A 22,120-nucleotide genomic window follows, 5' to 3' on the forward strand; every position below is an offset into this window, starting at 1 on the left:
TGCCATGACGAAACGCGGAGTGACCGAGCGATTACCCCATGTTTTGCGACCCCTCCAGCCCCTGGCAGAAAGGCACAGTCGAGAACACGAACCGACGCCTTCGAAGGTGGCTGCCCCGCAAACGCGACATCCGGCAATGCACAGATCACGATATGAAGGTGATCTGTGATCGCCTCAACAACACGCCGCGCAAGTGTCTTGGATGGAAGACGCCAGCCGAAGTCTTCCGCGAAAAGATATTGGAGGAAATGCGATGACGCCCCTACCCTGATCCCAACAAGGGTCGCGGTTCAGGTATCGCTTACAAAAGGCGACAGGGAACGCGTCTCATTAGACGAGAACTGTATCTTCTCTCGCCGGCGACAACGAACGTCAGCGATAGCATCCCACGTATCGACGCGGCTTCAGACGCCAGGCGCCCCTATCTGGCGGCGGCCAATGCTGCGCGCAGGGTTTCTCTGTCACCGATATGGTTCGCGAGGATGAGGATCAGGCGGGCGTTGAATGCGTCGCTTTCGTCCTTGCTTCGCCCTTCATGTGCGCAAAGCAATTCATCATAGAACCCGTCCGGATCCTTGATGTTCGGTTGAAGGTTGAGCCCCATCGTTACTGCCCCTTTCCTGTTGCGATGCTTACGGCTGACCGGATGTCTGCGGCGCTTGCGCGGGCCCACCGTGCGGCGACATGCTGGTCCGGGCGGATCAGGTAGATGCCGCAGGGCGTGTCGCCGAGGTAGCGTACCGCAATGGCTCCGCTGGGATCGTCGGTTTGCGTGTTCAGCGTGACGGTGTTTACCGTGACCCCGTCGACCTCGGCCAGCGCGGGCGGGCCGGTATTGATCGCCAGAACAGTGAACACGCCGCCCACAACGTCCAGCAAGAAGCCGTCCCTCAAGGGCGCGTCGTTGCAGGTGGCGCCGACACGGCTTGTCGCGGGGCCATTCAGCGCATCGGGGCCGTTCAGTGACAGCCCATCATAGACACATGGCACAGACAAACGACCGGAATTCACCAAGGGCCGTGCAAATGCGTGACGGTGTGCGAGGCTCAACACCGCATTACGGAAAATCTTGCTCATCTCTGTCTTCGGGGTGAGAAAGTCCGTTGCGCGGGTGGAGTTCAGGATATTCTCGTCAGCCCCGTGGACCCGTTCTTGCGAATAGCTGTCCAGCAGGCGGTCGGGTGCCAAGCCCTTGATCACCAGATCAAGTTTCCACGCCAGATTGTCCGCGTCCTGCACGCCGGAGTTGGCCCCCCGCGCCCCGAAGGGAGAGACCTGATGCGCGCTGTCGCCCGCAAAGAGCACCCTGCCGTGTCGAAACTTTTCCATACGCCGACATTGGAACGTGTAGATCGAGGTCCATTCGAGCTCGTATTCCGCCCCCTCGCCCAACATGGCATCCACGCGGGCGCGGATATTTTCGGGCTTGAGTTCCTTGGCGCGGTCAATGTCCCACCCCAGTTGGAAATCGATCCGCCAAATGTCATCGGGCTGCTTGTGTAAAAGCGCCGACGCGCCGCTGCCTTTGAAGGGCGGCTCGAACCAGAACCAGCGTTCGGTCGGGAAATCGGCCTTCATCTTCACGTCAGCAATCAGGAAATTATCCTCGAACACGCGGCCCTCAAAGCTCAGGCCCAGCATCTCGCGCGTGGGAGACCGTGCGCCATCGCAAGCGACCAGCCAGTCGGCCTCAAGCTGGTAGGGGCCGTCGGGTGTGTTGATATCCAGCACCACGTGATCGCCCTGCGGTGTCACACCCGTGACCGCGTTGCGCCCGCGGATTTCAATGGGCGCGCCGTCAGATTGCGCCACACGGATTTCATCCACGAGGTATTTCTCGAAATAGGGCTGTTGCAGGTTGATAAACGCCGGAGCCTTATGGCCGTCTTCGGGTTGCAGGTTGAATTCGAACACCCTTTCATCGCCATGAAACACCTTGCCGACGTTCCACTGAACGCCCTTGTCGATCATCGCTTTGCCCGCGCCAAGGCGGTCGCAGATCTCGAGCGTGCGTTTCGCAAAACAGATGGCGCGACTGCCCTGTCCGACCCCTTCATGATCATCCAATACCACAACAGGCGTGCCCTTGCGCCCAAGATCAAGCGCCAGCGCCATCCCGATGGGCCCGCCCCCGACGATCACCACAGGGTGACGCCGGGGGGCAAGATCCTGATCCGCACCCTTTTGGTAGGGGTAAAGTTTGAACGCGAGATCATAGCGCATATCGACCATGGTTTGCCCTCCCAGACCTAGCCTTAGCCCTGCAACTGCGCCCACATTTCCAGATCGCGCTTGTCTGTCCAGATACGCGGATGCCAGATGCCGCGGGCCTCGTCGAAGGCGCGGCTGACGTTGAACGGCAGGCAGTGCTCGTAGATCGCGTAATCCTTGAACTTCGGGTCGCATTCCGCGCGCACCGCATCCCATGCCTCTTTCAACGTGCCGCCTTTCATGGCGACCCGCTGCGCCGGCTTGAAGGTGCTTTCGACGAAATCACGCGTGCTTTCAATCGCCCGTTCAACGGCGTCTTTGCCGATCAAGGCGCCCCCCCGACCCGGTGCGATCGCATCCACGTCATAAGCCTTGATGTTATCGAGCGTTTGCCCCCAGTCGCCGAAGTATCCGTCGCCGCAATAGCAGGCCGAATGATCCTCAACGATGTCGCCGGTGAACATGACGTTCTGATCCGGCACATGGATCACCGCATCACCCGCCGTATGGGCGCGGCCGATATGTTTGATATCAACACGACGTTTGCCCAGATAGACGGTCATGCTGTCGCTGAATGTGGTGGTCGGGTAGGTCAGCCCGGGGATTGATTCATGCCCCTCGAACAACCGGGGAAAGCGTTGGAATTCGCTGTCCCAATCTTCCTGGCCGCGTTCCTCGACCATCGCGCGGGCAACGTCGGACATGATGATCTGCTGTGCCCCATAAGCAGAGGCCCCCAACACGCGCACCGCGTGATAATGGGTCAGCACCACATGGCTGATCGGCTTGTCGGTGACTTCGCGCACCTTCTCGATGACCTTATTGGCCAGACGCGGCGTCGCCTGTGCCTCTACAATCATGACGCTGTCATCGCCGATGATCACGCCCGAATTCGGGTCGCCTTCCGCGGTGAAGGCCCACAGGCCCTCGCCGACTTCGTCGAAGGTGACTTTCTTTTCTGTCATATCCCCTTGGGATGCGAATGCTTTTGCCATGGTTTTGGTCCTTTTACTTTGGGGAATTTTTTTGCGGATCGAACGGTGCTTTGGCACCTGTCCGACCCCACCTGATACCCGTTGCGCCCTGCGGCACCGCGCCGGGTCAACGTTGTGCCTTCACCGGTCGGAGACCCGCTTCATTTCTTGCCCGGGGTCCCGTCGAACTTCTTTTCGATGTCCGCCCAGCAATCGATGTAATCATCCTGCAAGGGGGCCTCCTGTCCGGCGAATTTCGTGAGTTGCTGCGGGAAGCGGGTCTCGAACATGAACGACATCGTATTGTCGAGCTTTTGAGCCGTCAGCTCTGCGTTGGAGGCCCCCTCGAAGGCATTACGATCAGGCCCGTGCGGCAGCATCATATTGTGCAAGCTGATCCCGCCGGGAATAAAGCCTTTGGGCTTCGCGTCATACTGGCCGTAAATATTGCCCATCAATTCGGACATGATATTCTTGTGATACCACGGCGGGCGGAACGTATCTTCCGCCACCATCCAGCGTTCCCGGAACAAGACAAAGTCGATATTCGCCGTCCCTTCGACACCGGAGGGCGCGGTGAGAACGGTAAAGATCGACGGGTCAGGATGGTCGAACAGCACCGCCCCCACGGGGCAATAGGTGCGCAGATCATATTTCACCGGCGCGTAGTTCCCGTGCCATGCCACCACATCAAGCGGTGACTGCCCGATCTTGGTTTCATGAAATTCCCCGCACCATTTCACCGTCACGGTAGAGGGGACTTCGCGGTCTTCAAACGCAGCAACGGGTGCTTTGAAATCGCGCGGGTTGGCCATGCAGTTGGCCCCGATCGGCCCACGATTAGGCAGCTCGAACTTTTGGCCGTAGTTCTCGCAGACAAACCCGCGGCACGGCCCTTCAAGCACTTCGACACGGTAGACCAGCCCCCGCGGAATGATCGCGATTTCCTGCGGCGCGATATCAATGATCCCCAGTTCAGTCGAAAACCGAAGGCGACCTTCCTGCGGGACGATCAGCATCTCGCTGTCGGCAGAATAGAAATACGCATCAACCATGGAGGCATTCACAAGATACACATGGGTCGCCATGCCGACCTGCGTATGGACATCCCCCGCCGTCGTCATCGTGCGCATCCCCGTCAGCCATGTCAGCGGCGTGTCTGTGTGCGGCAGCGGATCCCAGCGATATTGCCCAAGGCTCGTGACATCCGCGACAATGTTGGGCGCGGATTTCCAAAGCGGCAGATCAATCTTGTGATACCGGTGCGAGTGTTTGACCGACGGGCGAATGCGGTAGCACCAGGTACGTTCGTTCTGATGGCTTGGCGCCGTAAAGGCAGTCCCGCTAAGCTGCTCACCATAAAGCCCGTAGTTGCATTTTTGCGGGCTGTTCATCCCTTGCGGCAAGGCATCCGGCAGCGCTTCTGTCTCGAAATCATTCCCGAAGCCCGGCATATATCCGGCGTTGGCCCCGGGAAGAGACGGGGCTTGGGTCATACGGGTCGGATGTTTTTCGACAGTCATACTCGGCTCCTCGCGTTCCACTAGCGATTGCCTAAAGGTTGCATTTGTAACTAACAACCGGTTTTTTAGCGCTGCGGCATGATGGGGTGCAAGGGATGGCTAAAACATCTGGCGCCAGTTCCGCCGCGCCAATGTCGGCCCAACTGAAGCCACCGGACATGCCCCTAACAGATAGGCCCGCTTGGCAAGACACCTTGCAAAAACCGTTCTGGACTTCACAACGCCCGTGCGCATTATCTACCGTTTGGTCTATGCAACGCCCAAAGCGCGTATTGGAGAAGAATATATGAAAACGATAGTTCTCGCTGTTTTCAGCCTACAGGGCGGTGGTGCAGAGCGCGTTGTTCAGACCTTGGCCCGCACTATGAATGCCATGGGCCACCAAGCACACATCGTTGTTTTTAAAGACGACATCGATCACGATCTCGACCCTGAGGTGCCAATTCACAGGTTTCCATATCGGCTTTGGCGTTCACTGCCGCGCAAAATCCGGGGCAAAGTCGCGGCCATGGCTTTCGACAGGTTTGTCAAAAAACATATAGGTGTGCCTAACCTCGTTCTCTCTAATCTGTTCCCAGTTGATCTCATCCTCTCGCACAGCCAACTGCCGAATGTTCACTTTGTCATGCACAGCACTGCGTCACATGAATATGCCCTGGGGGGTCAGCAAAACGCGGAGCTGGAAAAACTGCGCTGCGTCTACAGCGGAAAAAAATGTATCTGCGTCAGCAAAGGCGTCGAAGAGGACATGCAGGCGCTTTTTGGTCAATCGCTCGAGACGCGCACAATCTATAACCCGGTTGAACCGGCGTTGATCCAACGGCAGGCCGGTGAACCGGTGCCGCGCCGGAAGGACTATATCGTCAACGTAGGCAAGTTCAAAAAAGCCAAGCGCCACGATCGTCTGCTACATGCATATGCGCAGGCAAAGACCCCGTATGACCTGCTGCTTGTCGGAACCGGCCCCTTGCTGGAAGAAACCAAAGCATTGGCGCATTCTTTGGGCATCGCGGACCGCGTGCATTTTGTGGGCTTCCAGAAAAACCCGTTCCCGTTGATCAAAGCGGCAAAATTCATGGTTGTATCGTCGGAATATGAAGGGCTGAACATGACAATCCTCGAAGCGATTGTCCTTGGTGTCCCCGTCATCAGCACGGATTGCCCCTCGGGGCCGGCTGAAATACTGCCCACACCAAATCTCGTGTCACCAGCCGATAATATCGAAGCGCTTTCAGCCCGAATGACGGAAGCCTCAGACAACCCGGAGCGCTTCAGGATCGACTTCCCCGAAAAGTTCGATGCCAAGGCCGTGACCCGCGCTTATATGAGCCTCAGCGCTTGATGGATGTGTCCGGAAACATTTGACGACAAGACGGTGTGACGTCCTTGGGGCTTAATACTCCGCACTCAATATGCCCACGCGATACATAGCTTTCGTAGTCCGGTCACGGGTTGTTGCGCCTGAAAGTGGGGAATGCCTCGTGAATACCAGATATGTGGCGTCTATGAGTGATCTTGACCAACAACCTGAAGTCGTATCCTAAGGGGTACCTAACAATATCTGGTCCGATCAAGGTTTTGGCCACACAAGCTCTAGCTGGAAAAATAAAGGTACTGGATACTGTCCAGTTCTAAATAACGAGGAACTCTGTGGATACTTACCTGATCAACCTAAAGCGGCGCCCTGATCGACTGTCGGAAGTTTCGCGAAAGATGGCTGAACTAGGGTTGCCATTCAAAATCTTCCGCGCCGTCGACGGGCAGGACGAAGATGCGAAACTGCCTGATGTTAATCGACACTTATTCGTAATTAATCAAAAAAAACAGCCCGTGCGTGGCGAGATCGCATGTGCCGCCTCGCACATCGCCGTTTGGCGGCAGTTTCTTGAAACAGACGAAGAATATGCACTGATCCTTGAAGATGATATTGATATCGCACCGGATTTGGAGATGGTTCAGAAGCAAATGCCCGGCCTTGGCCTGGATTTCTTGAATCTCTCCTCTAACGCGCCTTACACCTACACGCTGGATGAAGAGACACTCAGTCAACTTGCGAACGACGCAGTTAGAACACGCCCAACGGTGTTTGAACGGTCACGGCGTCGCCTATGGCGCAGGCTTGAATGGCGTAGGCGTTGGCGGATTTTTCACCTTCATCCGCTCCCCAACGGCCATGTGGCGTGTGAATGTGATCCGGCACCGCTACTGGGAAGCGGGTACATCGTTTCACGTCGTGCGGCAGAGGCGTTTCTGCAGACCTCCGAGCACCTCTTCTTTCCGATCGATCTCGTTTGGCGGCATGCCCCGGGCATGCTGCGGCAGGGCTTTTTAGCCCGACCTATTGTGACGCAAACTGACAAGGACTCCGATATTCCGGGGCGCTTTGACCAAGGGAAGATGGCACTGAAATACCGGCTTCTCAGACCCTTCCTAAAAAGCCGAAGACTACGTCGGCGGTTTGATGTACTGCGTCTTTACGGAGTGTTGCGCCACTAACCCGATAGGAAAAGCGAGACCAATGCGAAAGAAACCCGGACGGCTTAGACGGTTTTTATCCCTCAACCAGCATCGCAAACGCTGGGGGGCGCGCAGGCATGCGGCGGCGGAACATAATCTAGCCGAGCTCAAAGCGACGATGATTGACGCGGGCGATCCGGTTCAGACGCGAGGGTCAGCGAAATCCATCGACCTGCATCTGCAAAATCTAAGGACGGAATTTTCGGGGCAGTCTGCGCTGCTGCTTTATCATGCAGAGTTGATCGTGCTGATCCGGCGCGACCACAACCTGGCTGAAACCTATCAAAAATTCCGCACCCTGTGGATGGCCGAGGGGGATTTCCTGCGCGAGAAACTGAATATCCGCTGGCTTGTCTCAGCCACCGACACATTTGCGGCCCATGATAGCGATATGGCAGTGCGCGCGGTTGCCATGATGACCAGCGCGGTCGTTAACACAGTTAAAATGTACGAAAGTGAACGGTATCTGACGGATACCTTGGACACCACGATGGCTCCGGCACATGTCGAGGATGTTCAACACCGGCTCATCCCGCTTTTCGAAGGAATGTCCTGCTTTACCGTCGGAACGGATGACACCCTGCGCAATATGGTCTGGAGGATGGAACCGTTTATGGCGCTTGATCCCGTCGGGCCCATTTTTCAGGAAATCTGGGCACGGCTGCAGATCAATGACACCGCATTTGCGCGTTTTAAGGCACAGCACAAACGGGAAAAAACTAGCTGGTGGTAAAGGGCTTAGCGCCGCGGCTCTTGGGGGGCCGTATAAAACTCGGCAGGCATCAGTGATATCTCGCGGCGTTCGGCGTCCACGGCATGAAGCAAGGCTTGCATGCCCATGCGAAGTTGGGCGGCGATGCGGCGCAGCTTGAACCTCGCGGTGCTTGGCTGCCGTGTCGGCACACCGGCCCCGATCAGCGAATGTGTCTTAAGCCCGACAGCAACGCCGTAAGCCTCCGCTTGGTCGATCTGGATCGCGCAGGCCGGTTCGACCTGATAGCTCTTAAGCTCGTAAGCACCACAGATCATCGCATCGGCAAGTGCTGCCTGTGTTTTTGCACGCTGCAACAGTTTTGCCGCCCCTGACGGCCATAGCACATATGCGGCGGCACCGCTGCGATCCTGATAGAGACGGCGCATAACGTGGTCGTCTGTCAGCGGTTGTGCGTCTTTGGCGACAATCTTCCGACGCTGGCGTACCTCAAGCGTCAGATGGTCGACATCCACCAGCCCGCGACAGGACTTGAGCAATACCTGCGTCGCACGAGAAAGCACGACATCGTCCTCAAGGATCAACGCAGGTTCCCCCAAAGCCGCAACACGCTCCCATGCGGCGACGTGGCTCAGAAAACAAGCTTTCTCGGTTTCCTTAAGGGGGCGTTGCCAGCTGGCCCAATAGGCCGCGTTATGCGATCCGCTCTGCGCATCGGGGGTAACGGCTTCGAGCCGCTCATAGGGCAGGCCAAGCGCATCCATCTGTTGCGCCATAAAGGCCATACGGTCCCGAGCCGAAGCGACGTTGATGATGATCGACAGTATGAGGAGCCCCTCCGGACAGATGGCGTGCGACTACCGGCTTCTATCAACAGTCACCTCACACGGCAATCTAAGATGATTATTCTCGCCCCCGGTGATCCTAATGGGGCCGAGGATGGGAGCGGCCATCACATCCGCTGCTGCGTGGTAGGCTGTGACATGCGTCCTCAGCCCAGCTCTACCCCTCTTCACCTTCAACACTTATGTCATCCTCCAGCAAGATACGCGCAGCATCACCATCCAGGTCTTCGTACTGACCACTGCGCAATGTCCACAGACAGGCGATCAGCCCTGCTGCGCCAAGGCATATGGAAACGGGGATCAGGACAATCAGAATATTCATCGTCGCAACGCATTCAGGACGACAAGGATGGAGGACGAAGACATGACCGCCGCCGCCATCAGCGGTGTGGCAAAGCCCATGACCGCGACCGGGATCGCCACGCAGTTATAGGCGACGGCGAGGGCGAGGTTCTGCTTGATGCGGCTGCGCGCCCGACGTGCAAGCATCAGGGTCTGCGCGACGGTACCTAAAGTGCCACCCAGAATGACCCCGTCCGAGGCGACCCTCGCCGCGTCCAGCGCTGAACCGGGGGCGAGCGATGCATGTGCGGCGGCAAGCGCTGCGGTGTCATTCAGCCCGTCACCCACCATCAGCACCCGCCTGCCCTGTTCTGTCATACCACGCACCAGATCGACTTTCTCGTGCGGCAAGACACCGGCATGTATCTGATCAATCCCAAGCTTTGCGGCAAGGGCGGCGGCGCGGGCCGATGTGTCGCCGGTGATCATCGCGACCTGCCACCCGCCGGCGCGAAGCGCGGCGATCAACGCGGCAGTGCCGGGGCGCGGGGTCTCGGTCAGCGGCAGGGGGATGCACCGATCGGGCAGATGAAGCTCGGGCCCGTCCTCTCCGCGCACCAGCCCCACGGGCAGACCATTCCAAAGGGCGGTGACCCCCTTTCCTGCGACCTCGACCACGTCGCGCAACTCGGCAGGAGCCTGCCCCGCAAGGGATGCCGCGAGCGCACGGGACGCGGGGTGGTTCGACGCTTGGGCCAGGCTCAAGGCAACTGACGCGGCGTCGGAATCAAGCGCGGGAAGAACAGCCACCCCTTCGGTCAGCGTGCCGGTTTTGTCAAAAACGACCGTGTCGATGTCAGCCAGCCGTTCCAGCGCCGTGGGCGATTTCAGCAGCACGCCCGCACGGAACAACCGCCCCGTCATTGCCGCCGTGACCGCCGGAATGGCAAGCGCCAAGGCGCAGGGGCAGGTAATGATCAACGTCGCGGTGGCCACCGCAATGGCGTGATGCAGATCCCCCGTCAGTGCCCACCAGACCGCGAAAGCCACCGCGGCCAAACCATGCACCACCGGCGCATAAAGCCGTGCGGCGCGGTCCGCGATGCCGCTGTAGCGGTGCTTGCCGGTCTCTGCGACATCGACGAGGGCCGCCAAACGGCGCAGGGTGCTGTCTTCGGCACGATGCGTGGCCCGCAGTGTCAGCGGTGCACCAAGGATCACTTCGCCCGCGCAGACCAGATCCCCTGCCGCCAAAGCGACGGGGTCCGCCTCTCCGGTCAGGGCAGAGCGGTCCACCATTGCGGCGGTTTCAGCTATGCCGTCCACAGGCGCACGGGCCCCTGCGGCCAATGCGATCCGGTCGTCTGGCATCAGCATGGCGACATCCACGGTTTCGCGCCCTGTCGCGGTCAGTCGGGTGGCGCGCGGCAGCTCCAGCGCCGTCAGCTCTGCTGCGGCAGAACGCGCCGTCGCCCGCGCGCGGTGTTCAAGATACCGCCCCACCAGCAAGAAAAACGTGAGCGACAGCGCGGCATCAAACCATGTATGCGCCCCGCGTGCCGCAAAGGTTTCATAAAGCGATGTCGCAGCGGCCAGCAGGATCGCCAACGCAATGGGGACATCCATGTTCATCCGCCCCGCCCGCAAGGCCCCCCATGCCGAGGCAAAGAAAGGCACCGCAGAAAATGCGAGGGCGGGCAGTGCTATCGCGGCCGAGACCCAGTGGAACATCACCCGTGTCACATCCCCGGCCCCCGACCAGACCGCGACAGAGATCGCCATCACATTCATCATCGCAAAGCCCGCCACCGCAGCACGGGCCAGCAGGCGCCGCCCCGCGTCGTCATTGGCGGGGCGCAGGGCGGTCGCGTCCAGTTCATGCGCGTCAAAACCTGCGTCGTTCAAGGCCTGAAGGGCGGTGCTGGCGTCACACCCGGGGGCGAGCACAAGGCGAACCCGCTTGGCGCTCAGGTTTACTCTGGCCGCTTTTACAGAGGGCAGCTTGGCCAAAACTCCTTCGACCCCCGCAATGCAGGCGGCACAGCGGATCTGCGGCAGCGCAAGGTAGACCGCCGCCTCGGTGTCGGCCGCGCCCTTCTTCGCGGTGTCGACCGATGGGGCCAGCGCGATACAGCCCGGACAGGCAGCGACAGTCATCGCAGGCCCCGCAGCGGGATGCGGCGCCGAAAGAGCGTGCCGTCAGCGGCCCGCATCTCTATCCGCAGGTTCCAGTTGCCGGGGCCCGACGTGACGGGGGCGACCCATGCGCTGCCGTCCCAGCTGAACTCCGGCGCGATGTCATCCGCCACCGTCGTCGCGCGCCCCAATGTGGCAAAGATGATCTTGGGCCTTACCACGCGATTGCCCCCATCTGTCACAGAGAGCGTAAGCGTCGTGTCGGTCAGCGCCGTCCGCACGGTCCAGCCCAAAGCTTCCTGTGCGGCGCGGTCGGTATCGAAGTTCTGCGAGGCGACATAGCTCGACTCGGTCTCTTTGCCGGGGAAAGTCCGCACCGCGTTGAACGCCAGCGCGAGGTTCACCGAGATGATGATCGAAAAGCCGCCGATAAACATCGCCAGCACGTGCCAGCCGGTCAGCGGGCGTTCAGTCTGTACTGCGCTCATCAGATCCTTCCTTTCCGTTGAAAATTGTATTGCCATAGGCCCGCTCGCCCGAAGTGACATCTTCGACCCAAAGGCGCAGATCACTGCGCTGCGCGCGGGCCGCGGGGGTCTGCGGCGGGGCGATCACATAGACACGTTGCAACCGGCTGGTGTCAGCGGGCACGTTGACCACGGCGTTACTTGCGCCCTCTACCGCCAGTTCCAAAGGACTGTCGGCCACCAGCGACACTCTGAAATCCCGCGCTTCGGTGTGTTTGTTGCGCAGGCGGATGTCATAGGCGTTGCGGATGGACCCGTCCGACAGGGTGACAAAGGTCGGGTTGCGCACCGGCGCGATGGTCATGTCGATCTCGGGCCGGATGAACAGCGCTACGACCAGCGCCACACCAATGGCGGCCCATGCCGTCGTGTACACAATCGTGCGGGGTCGAAAGACATGCTGCCAAAGCGGCTTGGGCTGCCACGGGGGCAGCTTGGCATCGGCAACGTCACCGGCGGGGGCTTCTGCAAACCCCGCGACTGCGGCGCTTTGTAGCGGGGCGGTTGGCGGTTCGTCATCCAGCGCGAGATAGTCGATCAGCCCCCGTGGCCGCCCGATCTTGGCCATCACATCGTCACAGGCGTCGATGCAGAGGGCGCAGGTAATACACTCCATCTGCTGACCCTCGCGGATGTCGATCCCCATCGGGCAGACGGCGACACAGGCGTTGCAATCGATACAATCCCCCAGCACGTCGCCGCTGCGCGACTGGCGGTCTCCGGCGGAGTTTATGTCCAGCGCGGCACCATAGCGCGCCACGGCATCGCCGCTGCCAATCGCGGCGGCGGCGGCTTGCTGGCGTTTCACCCCACCCTTCCCGCGCGGCTCCCCCCGCCATTTGCGGTAGCCGACGGTCAGCGTGCCGGGGTCCATCATCGCGCCTTGGATGCGGGGCCAGGGGCACATGTAGATGCAGATTTGTTCGCGCATGAAGCCGCCAAAGATAAAGGTCGTGGCGGTGAGCACGGCGATGGTGGCATAGGCCACGGGGGCGGCTTGCAGGGTCACGAGGTCGCGCGCGAGACGGGGCGCATCGGCAAAGTAAAAGACCCAAGCCCCGCCCGTCGCCACCGCGATCAGCAACCAGACCGCCCATTTCGCCCCCCGCAACCGCGCCTTGCGTAGGCTCCACGGCGCATTGTGTAGGCGAATGCGGGCGTTGCGGTCGCCCTCGATCCAGCGCTCCACAGTCATGAAGAGGTCAGACCAGACGGTTTGCGGGCAGGCATAGCCACACCAGACCCGACCCAAGGCAGAGGTAAACAGGAACAGCCCCAGTCCCGCCATGATCAGCAGTCCGGCGACGAAATAGAATTCGTGCGGCCAGATCTCGATCCAGAAGAAATGGAAACGGCGGTTCGCAAGATCGACCAGAACCGCCTGATCCGGCAGGTTCGGCCCTCGGTCCCAACGGAGCCACGGGGTGACGTAGTAGACCCCCAGCGTGAGGATCAGGATCACCCATTTCAGCCGGCGGAAAAAGCCGCTCACCCGGCGGGGGAAGATCGGCTCGCGCGCGGCGAAAAGCGGGGGGGCGGCGTTGGACATGGGCGGGTGGCTCCGGGGTTACGTCTTGCGGCCTACACCCGTGGGGCGCAGGCCGCTTTGATCTGCATCAAACAACAGGTCTTGTCGTGCTGCGGCTCAGTCAGCAGGCGTATCTTGGGCCGTGTCCATCGCGGCCTCCCCCCCGCCCAGACCGTGCACATAGGCCGTCACAGCGCGCACATCGGCTTCGCCCAAACGCGCCTGCCACGGCGGCATGACCCCCATGCGCGGCGTTTTCAGCTGTTGGATGATCGCCTCGTGACTGCCGCCGCGCAGCCAGATCGCATCGGCAAGGTTTGGCGCGCCGATCTCGCGATCCCCAAGGCCTTTTTCACCGTGGCACGCGCTGCAATTCGTGGCGAAGATATCCGCACCCGCTTGGGCCGCTGCCTCGTCATGCGCGAGCCCCGAAAGGCTGCGCACGAAATGGGCCGTGGCGTCCAGTTCCGCAGCGCCCAGCCAGTCAAAGGACGGCATCTGCGACACCCGCGCGTCGGCGTCATCCTCGTTGCGGATGCCGTGGCGCACAGTATAGGCGATCTCGGCCATCGTACCGCCCCAAAGCCAATCGTCATCCAGAAGGTTCGGGTAGCCCGAGGCCACCACACCCCCTGCCCCCGCGCCATGACATTGCGAACAATTCGCCGCAAAGACCGAACGCCCCGCCTGCACAGCGAAACGGTGCAGTTCTTCGTTGTCTTTCAGAACCCCCATATCGACGTTGATCAGGCTTTCCGTCAGGTCGGCATTCGACTGATCGACACGCGCGATCTCGGCCGCGACCTCGCCACGGGTGGAATAGCCCAACAACCCCGCCGTCGCCCCCGAAACCATCGGCCACGCGGGATAGAGGATGGTATAGATCACGCCCCAGACGATGGTGGCGTAGAATGTCCAAAGCCACCACCGCGGCAGGGGTGTGTTCAGCTCTTCAATGCCATCCCAGCTGTGGCCCGTGGTTTCGGTGCCTGTGGTGGGGTCGATCTTGCGGTTGTCGGTCATTGGCGGGCTCCGTCTTGGCGGGCTTGGTCGGGGTCATTGTTGCGAAACGGCACATCCGCCGCGTCATCATGCAGCGCGCGCGAGCCGGGGCGATAGGCCCAAGCAATGACCCCCAGAAAGATCAACGTCAGGATCAAGAGCGCCCAGCTATCAGCCAGTTCACGCAAGAAGGAATAGGTGTCCATGGCAAGCTCCTCAGCGGGTGGCATCGGGCACAAAGGTCGAGAAATCGACCAACGTCCCGAGCATTTGCAGATAGGCGATCAGGGCATCCATCTCGCTGACACCGGGCTGCCCGTCAAAGTCGCGCACCTGCGCACCGGGGTAGCGGTCAAGCAGCGCGTCATAATCCCCCATCGGGTCAACCTGCATGCGGAAATCTCCGCTCGCGCTGGCGATCATCTCGTCGGTGTAGGGCACGCCAACCATACGGTGGGTCGCCAGCAGATCGGTCACATCCTCGCTTTCCAGCTTGGCCTCCATCAGAAAGGCGTATTTCGGCATCACGCTTTCGGGCACGACCGACTGCGGGTCCATCAGGTGGTCCACATGCCACTCGTCCGAATAGCGCCCACCGACCCGCGCCAGATCCGGACCGGTGCGTTTGGAGCCCCACTGAAACGGGTGGTCATACATGGATTCGGCGGCGAGGCTGTAATGGCCGTAACGCTCCGTCTCGTCGCGCATGGGGCGGATCATCTGGCTGTGGCAGACATAGCAGCCCTCGCGCACGTAGATCTCGCGCCCCGCCAGTTCCAGCGGCGAATAGGGGCGCATGCCCTCGACCTTCTCGATCGTGTTTTCGAGCCAGAACAGCGGCGCGATCTCGATGATCCCGCCGATACTGACCACCCCGAGAGAGGCGATCAGCAGGAGCGTCGCATTGCGTTCAAACCGCTGGTGAAAGGTGATCGTCTGCGTCTCGGGCGGCAGCTCGTTCGGGATTTTGCCCTTTTTCATCCCTTCGCTGGCGGTCACCACCTTGGGATCGTCAGCGGGGTCATAGTTGGGGCTTTGGGGGTTCTTGGCCATTGATCTTACTCCGCTGGCAGGGCGACGGTGACGGGGCGGGCTTGCGGGGCGCGGATGGTCATCCACATATTCCAGACCATCACCGCACCCCCCGCGAGGTAGAGCACCCCGCCCAGACCACGGACCACATACATCAGGAATTTGGCTTCGACGGTGTCGGCAAAGCTGTTGACAAGGAAGCCATTGGCATCGACCTCGCGCCACATCAGCCCTTCCATAATGCCCGAGACCCACATCGACGCCGCGTAAAGAACGATGCCCACGGTCGCGAGCCAGAAGTGCAGGTTGATCGCCGACAGCGAATGCATCTGCGCCCGCCCCCAAAGCCGCGGTGTCAGGAAATACAGCGCGCCGAAGGTGATGAGCCCGTTCCAGCCAAGCGCGCCGGAATGCACGTGCCCGATGGTCCAGTCGGTGTAGTGGCTAAGGCTGTTCACCGCGCGGATCGACATCATCGGCCCTTCAAAGGTGGACATCCCGTAGAAGGCGAGCGAGGCGACAAACATGCGGATGATCGGATCGGTGCGGATCTTGTCCCACGCACCCTCAAGCGTCATCAAGCCGTTGATCATGCCGCCCCAACTGGGCATCCACAGGATGATCGAAAACACCATCCCCAGCGTCGCTGCCCAATCGGGCAAAGCGGTATAGTGCAGGTGGTGCGGACCCGCCCAGATATACAGAAAGATCAGCGCCCAGAAGTGGATGATCGACAGTTTGTAGCTATAGACCGGACGGCCCGCCTGTTTCGGGACAAAGTAGTACATCATGCCCAGAAAACCGGCGGTCAGGAAGAAGCCCACGGCGTTATGCCCGTACCACCACTGAGTCATCGCATCCTGCACACCCGCAAAGACCTGCACCGATTTGGAGCCCCAGATCGACACCGGAATGGCGAGGTTGTTGACCACATGCAGCATGGCCACGGTGATGATGAAGGCCAGAAAGAACCAGTTGGCGACATAGATATGACGCTCGCGCCGGTTCAGGATCGTACCGAAGAACACGGCGAGGTAGGTCAGCCAGACGATGGTCAGCCAGATGTCGACATACCATTCCGGCTCGGCATATTCCTTCGATTGGGTCGCCCCCAGCAGATAGCCCGTCGCTGCCAGCACGATGAACAACTGATAGCCCCAGAAAACAAACCAAGCGGCGTTGCCGCCCCAAAGCCGTGCCGCCGACGTACGTTGCACGATGTAAAAAGAAGAGGCGATCAGCGCATTACCGCCAAAGGCGAAGATCACCGCGCTGGTGTGCAGCGGGCGCAGACGGCCAAAGTTGGCATAGGGCTGCGCCCATTCGATATTCAGCGCGGGAAAGGCGAGTTGAAAGGCGATGTATGTCCCCGCAAGGAACCCGGCAACACCCCAGAACGCCGTGGCAATCACGCCATAGCGGATCGGCCCGTCCATATAGCCCTGCGGCGCTGGCGCATGGGGCGCGGCGACACCGTCGACCGGCATATTGCGCAGTTGCCAGAAGAACAGGCCGGCGGCGATCACCATGATCAGCAGCGCATGGACCATATAGGCCGGATCCCGCGCCCAATCGGCCGCCAAAGCTGCGAAAAACACAATGAGCGCAAGCACGATCAACTTGAGCGTATCGAACATATCCCGAATCCCCTTTATTTCGGGACACGGTTCTCATGGCGGCAGGGGCGGCGCCTTGATCTAGATCAAATGCGGCAAGGGCTTGGCGGGCATTTTAGGGGGCAATCTATCGGCGGGTACGCGCGCTCTGTCAGACCAGCCCCAGATCATTGCGCGAGATAATGGCACCCTTATGCCTGATCACCTGCCCCGCACATCTCTGCGCGGCCGATATGGCGTCCTCGGTCGGCATGCCGCGCAGAAGGCACGCGATATAGGCGCCGTTAAAGGAATCTCCGGCGGCGGTCGTATCGATAATGTCGCTGACCGGGGCCACGGGGAAAGCCGTCAGCTGGCCGTCCTGCAGGTGGATCGTATCCGCAGGCCCGTTCTTGACCACAACATGCCCGGCCCCCAGATCGGCATAGCGTTTCGCGCTTTCCTGCGGGGTCCGGTCACCAAAGGCCGTTGTTTCATCGTCGAAACTTGGCAGTACAAGATCGCTCAGGCCCGCGGCCCGCGATATGACATCAAGCATCCGGTCTTTATCCGCCCAGAGGTGAGGCCGGATATTCGGATCAAAGGCCAAAAGCCCGCCGTGCTTTTTATGCTCTACCAAGCCGGCCAGGAGTGTCTCTAGATCGTCAGGCGGCAGGATCGCCAGCGTGATGCCCGAGAAATAGACCACATCCGCCCCTGCCACATCGCGCCAAAGCGGGCCGGGGTGGCGCACCATCATCTGCGCCGCCGATGTGTCTCGCCAATAGGTAAAGCTGCGCTCGGCCCCGTTCAGCTGGATCGTATACAGACCGGGGCGCCGGTCGGCGATGCGCGGCGTCTGCGCACAGCGGATTCCGCCCGACCGGATAAAGGTCAGCATCTGGTCCGACATAGGGTCCGTGCCAACAGCGGTGTGAAAGGCGACATCCGCATCATCGGCGCAGTGCGCCCGCGCGTACCACAGGGCGTTGAACACATCGCCGGAAAATCGTTGCCGCCACAGGTCATCGCCCGCCGACGACAGTTCGATCATACATTCGCCGATGCCAAGAAGTGAGGTCATTGCACCTGCCTTGCGTGTTTTGATCCGGTGTCTGAATGGTCCAGCGCGGCCAAGGCACCTCGTAGCTCCGCCAATCCTTTGAGCCGCCCCAGATAGGAATAGCCCGGATTTGTTTTCTGCTGCTGTTCGAATGCCAGCAGGTGACCGTGATCCGGGCGCATGGGGATAGCGCGGGCGGGCTGCCCCTGTTCTGCCGCGCGCAGGGCCGCGAGGACCGCAATCATATCGGTGCTCCCCCCAAGCGCTGCGGCTTCATGAAAGCTGCCATCCCCCTCGCGCTGCACATTGCGCAAATGGGCAAAGTGGATATGCGCGCCAAAGCGGCGGGCCATGTCCGGCAGATCATTATCCGCACGGGCCCCAAGTGATCCGGTGCACAACGTCAGCCCGTTCGCAACGCTCGGCACCGCATCAAGAATAAACGCCAAATCCTGCGCGGTCGAAACGCAGCGCGGCAAACCGAAAAGCGGGAACGGCGGATCATCGGGATGGATGGCAAGCCGGACCCCCAAGGCCTCTGCCTCTGGCACGACGACGTTTAGGAACGCGGCCAGATTGGCCTGAAGGTCGCGGTGCGACAGGGATGCGAAACTTTCGATGCCCGCCAGCAGATCCGCCCGCGTAAACCCTTTCGCGCTACCGGGGAGCCCGGCGATGATATTCGCCTCTAACGCGGCGATCTCGGGCTTTGTCATATGTCCCCACCGCATCTGCGCCGCGGCCAGCAGATCGGGGGCGTGGTCGGCCTGAGCGTTCGGGCGCGCAAGGATATGCACGTCGAACACCACGAAATCCACCATGTCAAAACGCAGGGCCTGCCCCTGCCCGTCGATCTCGAAGCGCAGATCGGTGCGGGTCCAGTCCAGCAGCGGCATGAAGTTGTAGCAGATCGTCTGGATGCCCGCGCGCGCCAGATTGCGCATCGTCTCGATCCATGCCGCGATCTCTGCCGTGGCACCGGCACCCTTCAGCTTGATCGCGTCCGGCATCCAGATCGACTCGCATACATCCCAGCTCAGGCCGGCCTCCTCGATCCGCGCCTGAAGGGCGGTGATATCCCTTAGCGGCCAGACCTCGCCGGGGGCGTAGTCGTGCAAAGCGGTCACAATGCCCGACGCGCCGGCCTGCTTGATATGGGTAAGCGTGACCGGATCAGTGGGGCCAAACCAGCGCCATGTTTCTTTCATGGGATATCCTATTCGATCAGATGTCTGCGCCGACGGGTCATTGGAATGACATCGGCATGAGCGTGCGCGGCAGCCACAGGGCGATCTGCGGGAAAAGAATGACCAGCAACAAGATCACCAGCATCGGGGCCAGAATGATGCAGACATCCCGCAGTACCTTGACCACATTCATCCCCCCGATCGACGCAGAGATCAGCAGACACAAGCCATAAGGCGGCGTGACCAGACCAAAGGCCAGCGAGATGATCCCGATAATCGCAAAGGCCACCGGATCAATGCCCGCCGCCCGCGCCACGGGCAAAAGCACCGTACCCAGAATGATAATGGTCGGGATGGCATCGATGAACAGACCGAAAAACAGGAACAGCGCCGCGATGATCAACGACGTGCCGATGACGCCAAGCTCATGCGCGGTCAGCACGTCCACGATCAAACGCGGCACGTTGTAGAACGCCAGCATCCAGCCAAAAGCCGAAGCCGTCCCGATCGCAAAAAGCGAGATCGACGCAAAACGGCCCGTGTCATAAAAGATGCCGCCAAGATCCCGCACCGACACGGTACGATAGACGAAAACCCCAAGGATCAACGCATAGCCCGCCGCGATGATCGCGCTTTCGGTGGGGGTCACAATGCCCCCCACGATGCCGCCGATCACCAGAACCGGGGTCAGCATCGCCAGCGCCGCGCCTTTGAACGCCGACCAGAACTGCGCGAATGTGGGCCGCAAGGTGACGGGGTAATCGTATTTCTTGGCATAGCCATAGACGGTCGCCATCAGGGCAAAACCGATCAGCAAGCCGGGAATGGCCCCCGCCAGAAACAGCGCGCCGACCGAGATCTGCATGACCCCGCCCCAGACCACCATGAGGATACTGGGCGGAATGATCACCCCCATCACGGACGAACAGGCCGTGATCGCGATGGCAAAACGGGTGTCATAGCCCTCTTTGACCATCGCGGGGATCAGGATCTTGCCGCAGCCCGCCGCATCTGCCGTGGACGACCCCGAGATACCGGCAAACAGCATCGACACGGCGACATTCACATGGCCCAACCCTCCGGGCATCCAGCCAGTCAGCACGCGGGCAAAATCAATCAGCTTTTGCGTGATCAACCCCGAATTCATCAGGTTCGCCGCCAACAGAAAGAACGGCACGGCAAGCAGGATGAACGAGTTATACGACTGGAACATCCGGTCGATGACAATGAAGGGCGTCAGCCGGATATCCAGCATCACAATCGGAATTGTCGCGATCCCCAAGGCAAAGGCGACCGGCACCCGCAACGCCACCAGCAGGATGAAACCGCCCACAAGAATAAGACAGGCAAGGCCCGTTGAAACGATCATGATACGGCCCGCCCCTCTGTGCGGTAGACCGCAAATGCTTGATACAAACGGTAAAGGGCAAAGACCGCCCAAAGCACACCGGCGATCGGAACAGAGATATGCGTGAACATCAGATTTGCACGCATCATGACCGACGTCTGGTTGCCCCCGAACTTGGCGTAATCAATGCCGTACCATGCGAACAACAGCGCAAACCCCGCGACCAGCCCAAGCACCAGCGCTTGCTGCAAGAACGCCAGCAGCGGATGTTTGGCGCCGGGGATAACCTGAACGTCGAAATGCGTCCCCTCCCACACCGCCAGGGCAGACCCGAGCATCACAACCCATACAAAGATGAACGTGGCCAGCTCTTCGGTCCATAAATAGACGGGGATCACCCCAGTGTAGCGCGCAATGACCTGCAGGCCGACGGGGATCGCCAGTGAAAACATCAGCACCCCCACAACGAAGCGGAGCAAGGATGCGAGCAGTTCCAGACCACGCAGGATCATGTGCTTACCGATCAGCTTGAGTGAAAATAAAATCCCCCTCGGGTCACAAGAACCCAAGGGGGGCATCCGCAGGGATTACTTGGCGCGGACCGCTTCAAGCAGGTCCGATGCGCCGATCTCGGCAGCACAGGCATCCTGCACCGGCTTGACCATCTCCAGCATCTTGTCGCGGTTTTCGAATTCGGACACGGTCAGCTGACCCGCATCGACCATCTCTTGCAGCTTAACGCCGTCCTCGCGCGATTCCAGCTCGCGGCCAAAGGCCCCTGCCTCTTCGCCCGCTTCAAGCACGGCGGCCTGCAGGTCTTCGGGCAGGCTGTTGAAGGTCTTGCCGCTCATCACGATGGGGCGCACGGTGATCGAATGGCGCGTCAGCGTCAGGTTCGGGGCCACCTCGTAGAACTTAAGGTTCTGAATGCTTGCGGCCTCGTTTTCAAACCCTGCGATGACGCCGGTCTGGATGGCGTTGTAAACCTCGTTATAGGCAATCGCCGAAGGGGCTGCTGTCAACGCCTGGAAGATCTGCGCCTGGATCGGCGCGCCCATGACGCGCATCTTGTGTCCCTTCAGATCATCAAAGGTCACGACAGGGTTTTTGGACAGCAGATTGCGCGTGCCCCCGCCGGTGTAGCCCACGATCTTGATATCGGCCTTCTCCAGCAGCTCGTCCTCCAGCGGCGCAAGCACATCGCTGGACAGGGCCGCATTCCAGTGGTCCAGATCGCGGAACAGGAACGGCATGTCCATCAGCGGGATGGACGGGGCGAACTTGGCCATATTGGACGGCGCAAGGATCGTATAGTCAATCGCCACACCCTGGTTCAGGAAGGTGACGTAATCACTTTCGACGCCAAGCTCGCCGTTCAGACGTAAGTCAAACGTCACATCGCCGTCGTACTTCTCGCCGACCAGTTCCTCGAATTTGCGCAGTGTTTTGGTAAAGGCGTGTTCTTCGTCGAACATGCTGGCCCCCCGCAGAACCGTCTCGGCCTGCGCGGTGGCTGTAAAGAGCGTCGCAGCAACGGCGGCACCCGAAACAAGCTGTGCTGTCTTGGTAAAAAATGACATGGTAGTCCTCCCTGATTGTTGCCTGACCAGATACGTGCCTGACCAGCTTCTCCCTGAC

Annotated in this window: 21 protein-coding genes and 1 pseudogene; 4 read left to right on the forward strand and 18 right to left on the reverse strand. The window is 60.3% G+C overall.

The features are described 5' to 3' along the window. Window positions 1–35: 35 nt before the first annotated feature. Window positions 36–257: pseudogene (locus tag B4F27_RS02905) on the forward strand (transposase); the annotation flags it as partial. A gap of 164 nt (window positions 258–421) precedes the next feature. Here the strand turns inward: B4F27_RS02905 and B4F27_RS02910 are convergent. From B4F27_RS02910 to hmgA, 4 genes are all read right to left on the reverse strand, one after another. Beyond that, window positions 422–604: a DUF2783 domain-containing protein gene (locus B4F27_RS02910; protein WP_074636951.1), complete on the reverse strand. Its 183-nt coding sequence runs from the start codon at window positions 602–604 to the stop codon at window positions 422–424. 2 nt (window positions 605–606) lie between these two features. Next, window positions 607–2,232 carry an FAD-dependent oxidoreductase gene (locus B4F27_RS02915; RefSeq protein ID WP_286758815.1) on the reverse strand — a complete coding sequence of 542 codons (1,626 nt, stop codon included), beginning with the start codon at window positions 2,230–2,232 and terminating at the stop codon, window positions 607–609. Between the two features lie 23 nt (window positions 2,233–2,255). Then, a complete protein-coding gene (locus tag B4F27_RS02920; protein WP_005848911.1) occupies window positions 2,256–3,206 on the reverse strand; it encodes an MBL fold metallo-hydrolase in 951 nt (316 codons plus the stop codon). Between the two features lie 140 nt (window positions 3,207–3,346). Beyond that, complete coding sequence (gene hmgA / locus B4F27_RS02925) at window positions 3,347–4,708, reverse strand: homogentisate 1,2-dioxygenase (protein ID WP_009824410.1); 1,362 nt, start codon at window positions 4,706–4,708, stop codon at window positions 3,347–3,349. 181 nt (window positions 4,709–4,889) lie between these two features. On the opposite strand from hmgA, the gene B4F27_RS02930 reads away from it, so the two are divergent. From B4F27_RS02930 to B4F27_RS02940, 3 genes are all read left to right on the forward strand, one after another. Continuing rightward, window positions 4,890–6,050: a glycosyltransferase gene (locus B4F27_RS02930; protein ID WP_286758816.1), complete on the forward strand. Its 1,161-nt coding sequence runs from the start codon at window positions 4,890–4,892 to the stop codon at window positions 6,048–6,050. 308 nt (window positions 6,051–6,358) lie between these two features. Next, the gene (locus B4F27_RS02935; protein ID WP_286758817.1) at window positions 6,359–7,204 is read left to right on the forward strand and encodes a glycosyltransferase family 25 protein; all 846 of its coding nucleotides are present in this window, start codon (window positions 6,359–6,361) and stop codon (window positions 7,202–7,204) included. Continuing rightward, window positions 7,170–7,958 carry a hypothetical protein gene (locus tag B4F27_RS02940; protein ID WP_286758818.1) on the forward strand — a complete coding sequence of 263 codons (789 nt, stop codon included), beginning with the start codon at window positions 7,170–7,172 and terminating at the stop codon, window positions 7,956–7,958. The genes B4F27_RS02935 and B4F27_RS02940 overlap by 35 nt, the downstream gene beginning before the upstream one ends. A 5-nt stretch (window positions 7,959–7,963) precedes the next feature. Here the strand turns inward: B4F27_RS02940 and B4F27_RS02945 are convergent, their stop codons facing one another. The 14 genes from B4F27_RS02945 to B4F27_RS03010 all read right to left on the reverse strand — a co-directional run bounded on the left by B4F27_RS02945 (window position 7,964) and on the right by B4F27_RS03010 (window position 22,062). After that, window positions 7,964–8,785, reverse strand: a complete 822-nt coding sequence (locus B4F27_RS02945; protein WP_349676269.1) for a glycosyltransferase family 25 protein — start codon at window positions 8,783–8,785, stop codon at window positions 7,964–7,966. A 154-nt stretch (window positions 8,786–8,939) separates the two neighbouring features. Beyond that, entirely contained in the window at window positions 8,940–9,104 is a 165-nt protein-coding gene (gene ccoS / locus B4F27_RS02950) for a cbb3-type cytochrome oxidase assembly protein CcoS (protein ID WP_286758819.1), read from the reverse strand. Beyond that, on the reverse strand, window positions 9,101–11,221 hold the full coding sequence (locus B4F27_RS02955) for a heavy metal translocating P-type ATPase (protein ID WP_286758820.1): 2,121 nt from the start codon (window positions 11,219–11,221) through the stop codon (window positions 9,101–9,103). The genes ccoS and B4F27_RS02955 overlap by 4 nt, the downstream gene beginning before the upstream one ends. Beyond that, window positions 11,218–11,688 (reverse strand): FixH family protein, encoded by a 471-nt coding sequence (locus B4F27_RS02960; RefSeq protein WP_286758821.1) that lies wholly within the window; start codon window positions 11,686–11,688, stop codon window positions 11,218–11,220. Before B4F27_RS02960 ends, B4F27_RS02955 begins: the two co-directional genes overlap by 4 nt. After that, window positions 11,669–13,276, reverse strand: coding sequence for a cytochrome c oxidase accessory protein CcoG (gene ccoG, locus B4F27_RS02965; RefSeq protein ID WP_286758822.1), 1,608 nt, complete (start codon window positions 13,274–13,276; stop codon window positions 11,669–11,671). The genes B4F27_RS02960 and ccoG overlap by 20 nt, the downstream gene beginning before the upstream one ends. A 96-nt stretch (window positions 13,277–13,372) precedes the next feature. Then, on the reverse strand, window positions 13,373–14,278 hold the full coding sequence (gene ccoP, locus B4F27_RS02970; protein WP_286758823.1) for a cytochrome-c oxidase, cbb3-type subunit III: 906 nt from the start codon (window positions 14,276–14,278) through the stop codon (window positions 13,373–13,375). Continuing rightward, a complete protein-coding gene (locus tag B4F27_RS02975) occupies window positions 14,275–14,463 on the reverse strand; it encodes a CcoQ/FixQ family Cbb3-type cytochrome c oxidase assembly chaperone (RefSeq protein ID WP_074636931.1) in 189 nt (62 codons plus the stop codon). Before B4F27_RS02975 ends, ccoP begins: the two co-directional genes overlap by 4 nt. 10 nt (window positions 14,464–14,473) lie before the next feature. After that, a complete protein-coding gene (gene ccoO, locus B4F27_RS02980; RefSeq protein ID WP_260005601.1) occupies window positions 14,474–15,310 on the reverse strand; it encodes a cytochrome-c oxidase, cbb3-type subunit II in 837 nt (278 codons plus the stop codon). A gap of 5 nt (window positions 15,311–15,315) precedes the next feature. Further along, complete coding sequence (gene ccoN, locus B4F27_RS02985; RefSeq protein ID WP_286758824.1) at window positions 15,316–16,926, reverse strand: cytochrome-c oxidase, cbb3-type subunit I; 1,611 nt, start codon at window positions 16,924–16,926, stop codon at window positions 15,316–15,318. Between the two features lie 130 nt (window positions 16,927–17,056). After that, window positions 17,057–17,968, reverse strand: coding sequence for a sugar kinase (locus tag B4F27_RS02990; protein WP_286758825.1), 912 nt, complete (start codon window positions 17,966–17,968; stop codon window positions 17,057–17,059). Beyond that, window positions 17,965–19,155: a mannonate dehydratase gene (gene uxuA, locus B4F27_RS02995; RefSeq protein ID WP_286758826.1), complete on the reverse strand. Its 1,191-nt coding sequence runs from the start codon at window positions 19,153–19,155 to the stop codon at window positions 17,965–17,967. Before uxuA ends, B4F27_RS02990 begins: the two co-directional genes overlap by 4 nt. Window positions 19,156–19,192: 37 nt before the next feature. After that, the gene (locus B4F27_RS03000; RefSeq protein WP_009824395.1) at window positions 19,193–20,503 is read right to left on the reverse strand and encodes a TRAP transporter large permease; all 1,311 of its coding nucleotides are present in this window, start codon (window positions 20,501–20,503) and stop codon (window positions 19,193–19,195) included. Beyond that, window positions 20,500–20,994: a TRAP transporter small permease gene (locus B4F27_RS03005; protein WP_005848940.1), complete on the reverse strand. Its 495-nt coding sequence runs from the start codon at window positions 20,992–20,994 to the stop codon at window positions 20,500–20,502. Before B4F27_RS03005 ends, B4F27_RS03000 begins: the two co-directional genes overlap by 4 nt. A 75-nt stretch (window positions 20,995–21,069) precedes the next feature. Beyond that, window positions 21,070–22,062, reverse strand: a complete 993-nt coding sequence (locus tag B4F27_RS03010) for a TRAP transporter substrate-binding protein (protein WP_286758827.1) — start codon at window positions 22,060–22,062, stop codon at window positions 21,070–21,072. Window positions 22,063–22,120: the final 58 nt, after the last annotated feature.

This window comes from Sulfitobacter sp. UBA1132 (assembly GCF_002311545.1).
GTDB lineage: Bacteria > Pseudomonadota > Alphaproteobacteria > Rhodobacterales > Rhodobacteraceae > Sulfitobacter > Sulfitobacter pontiacus.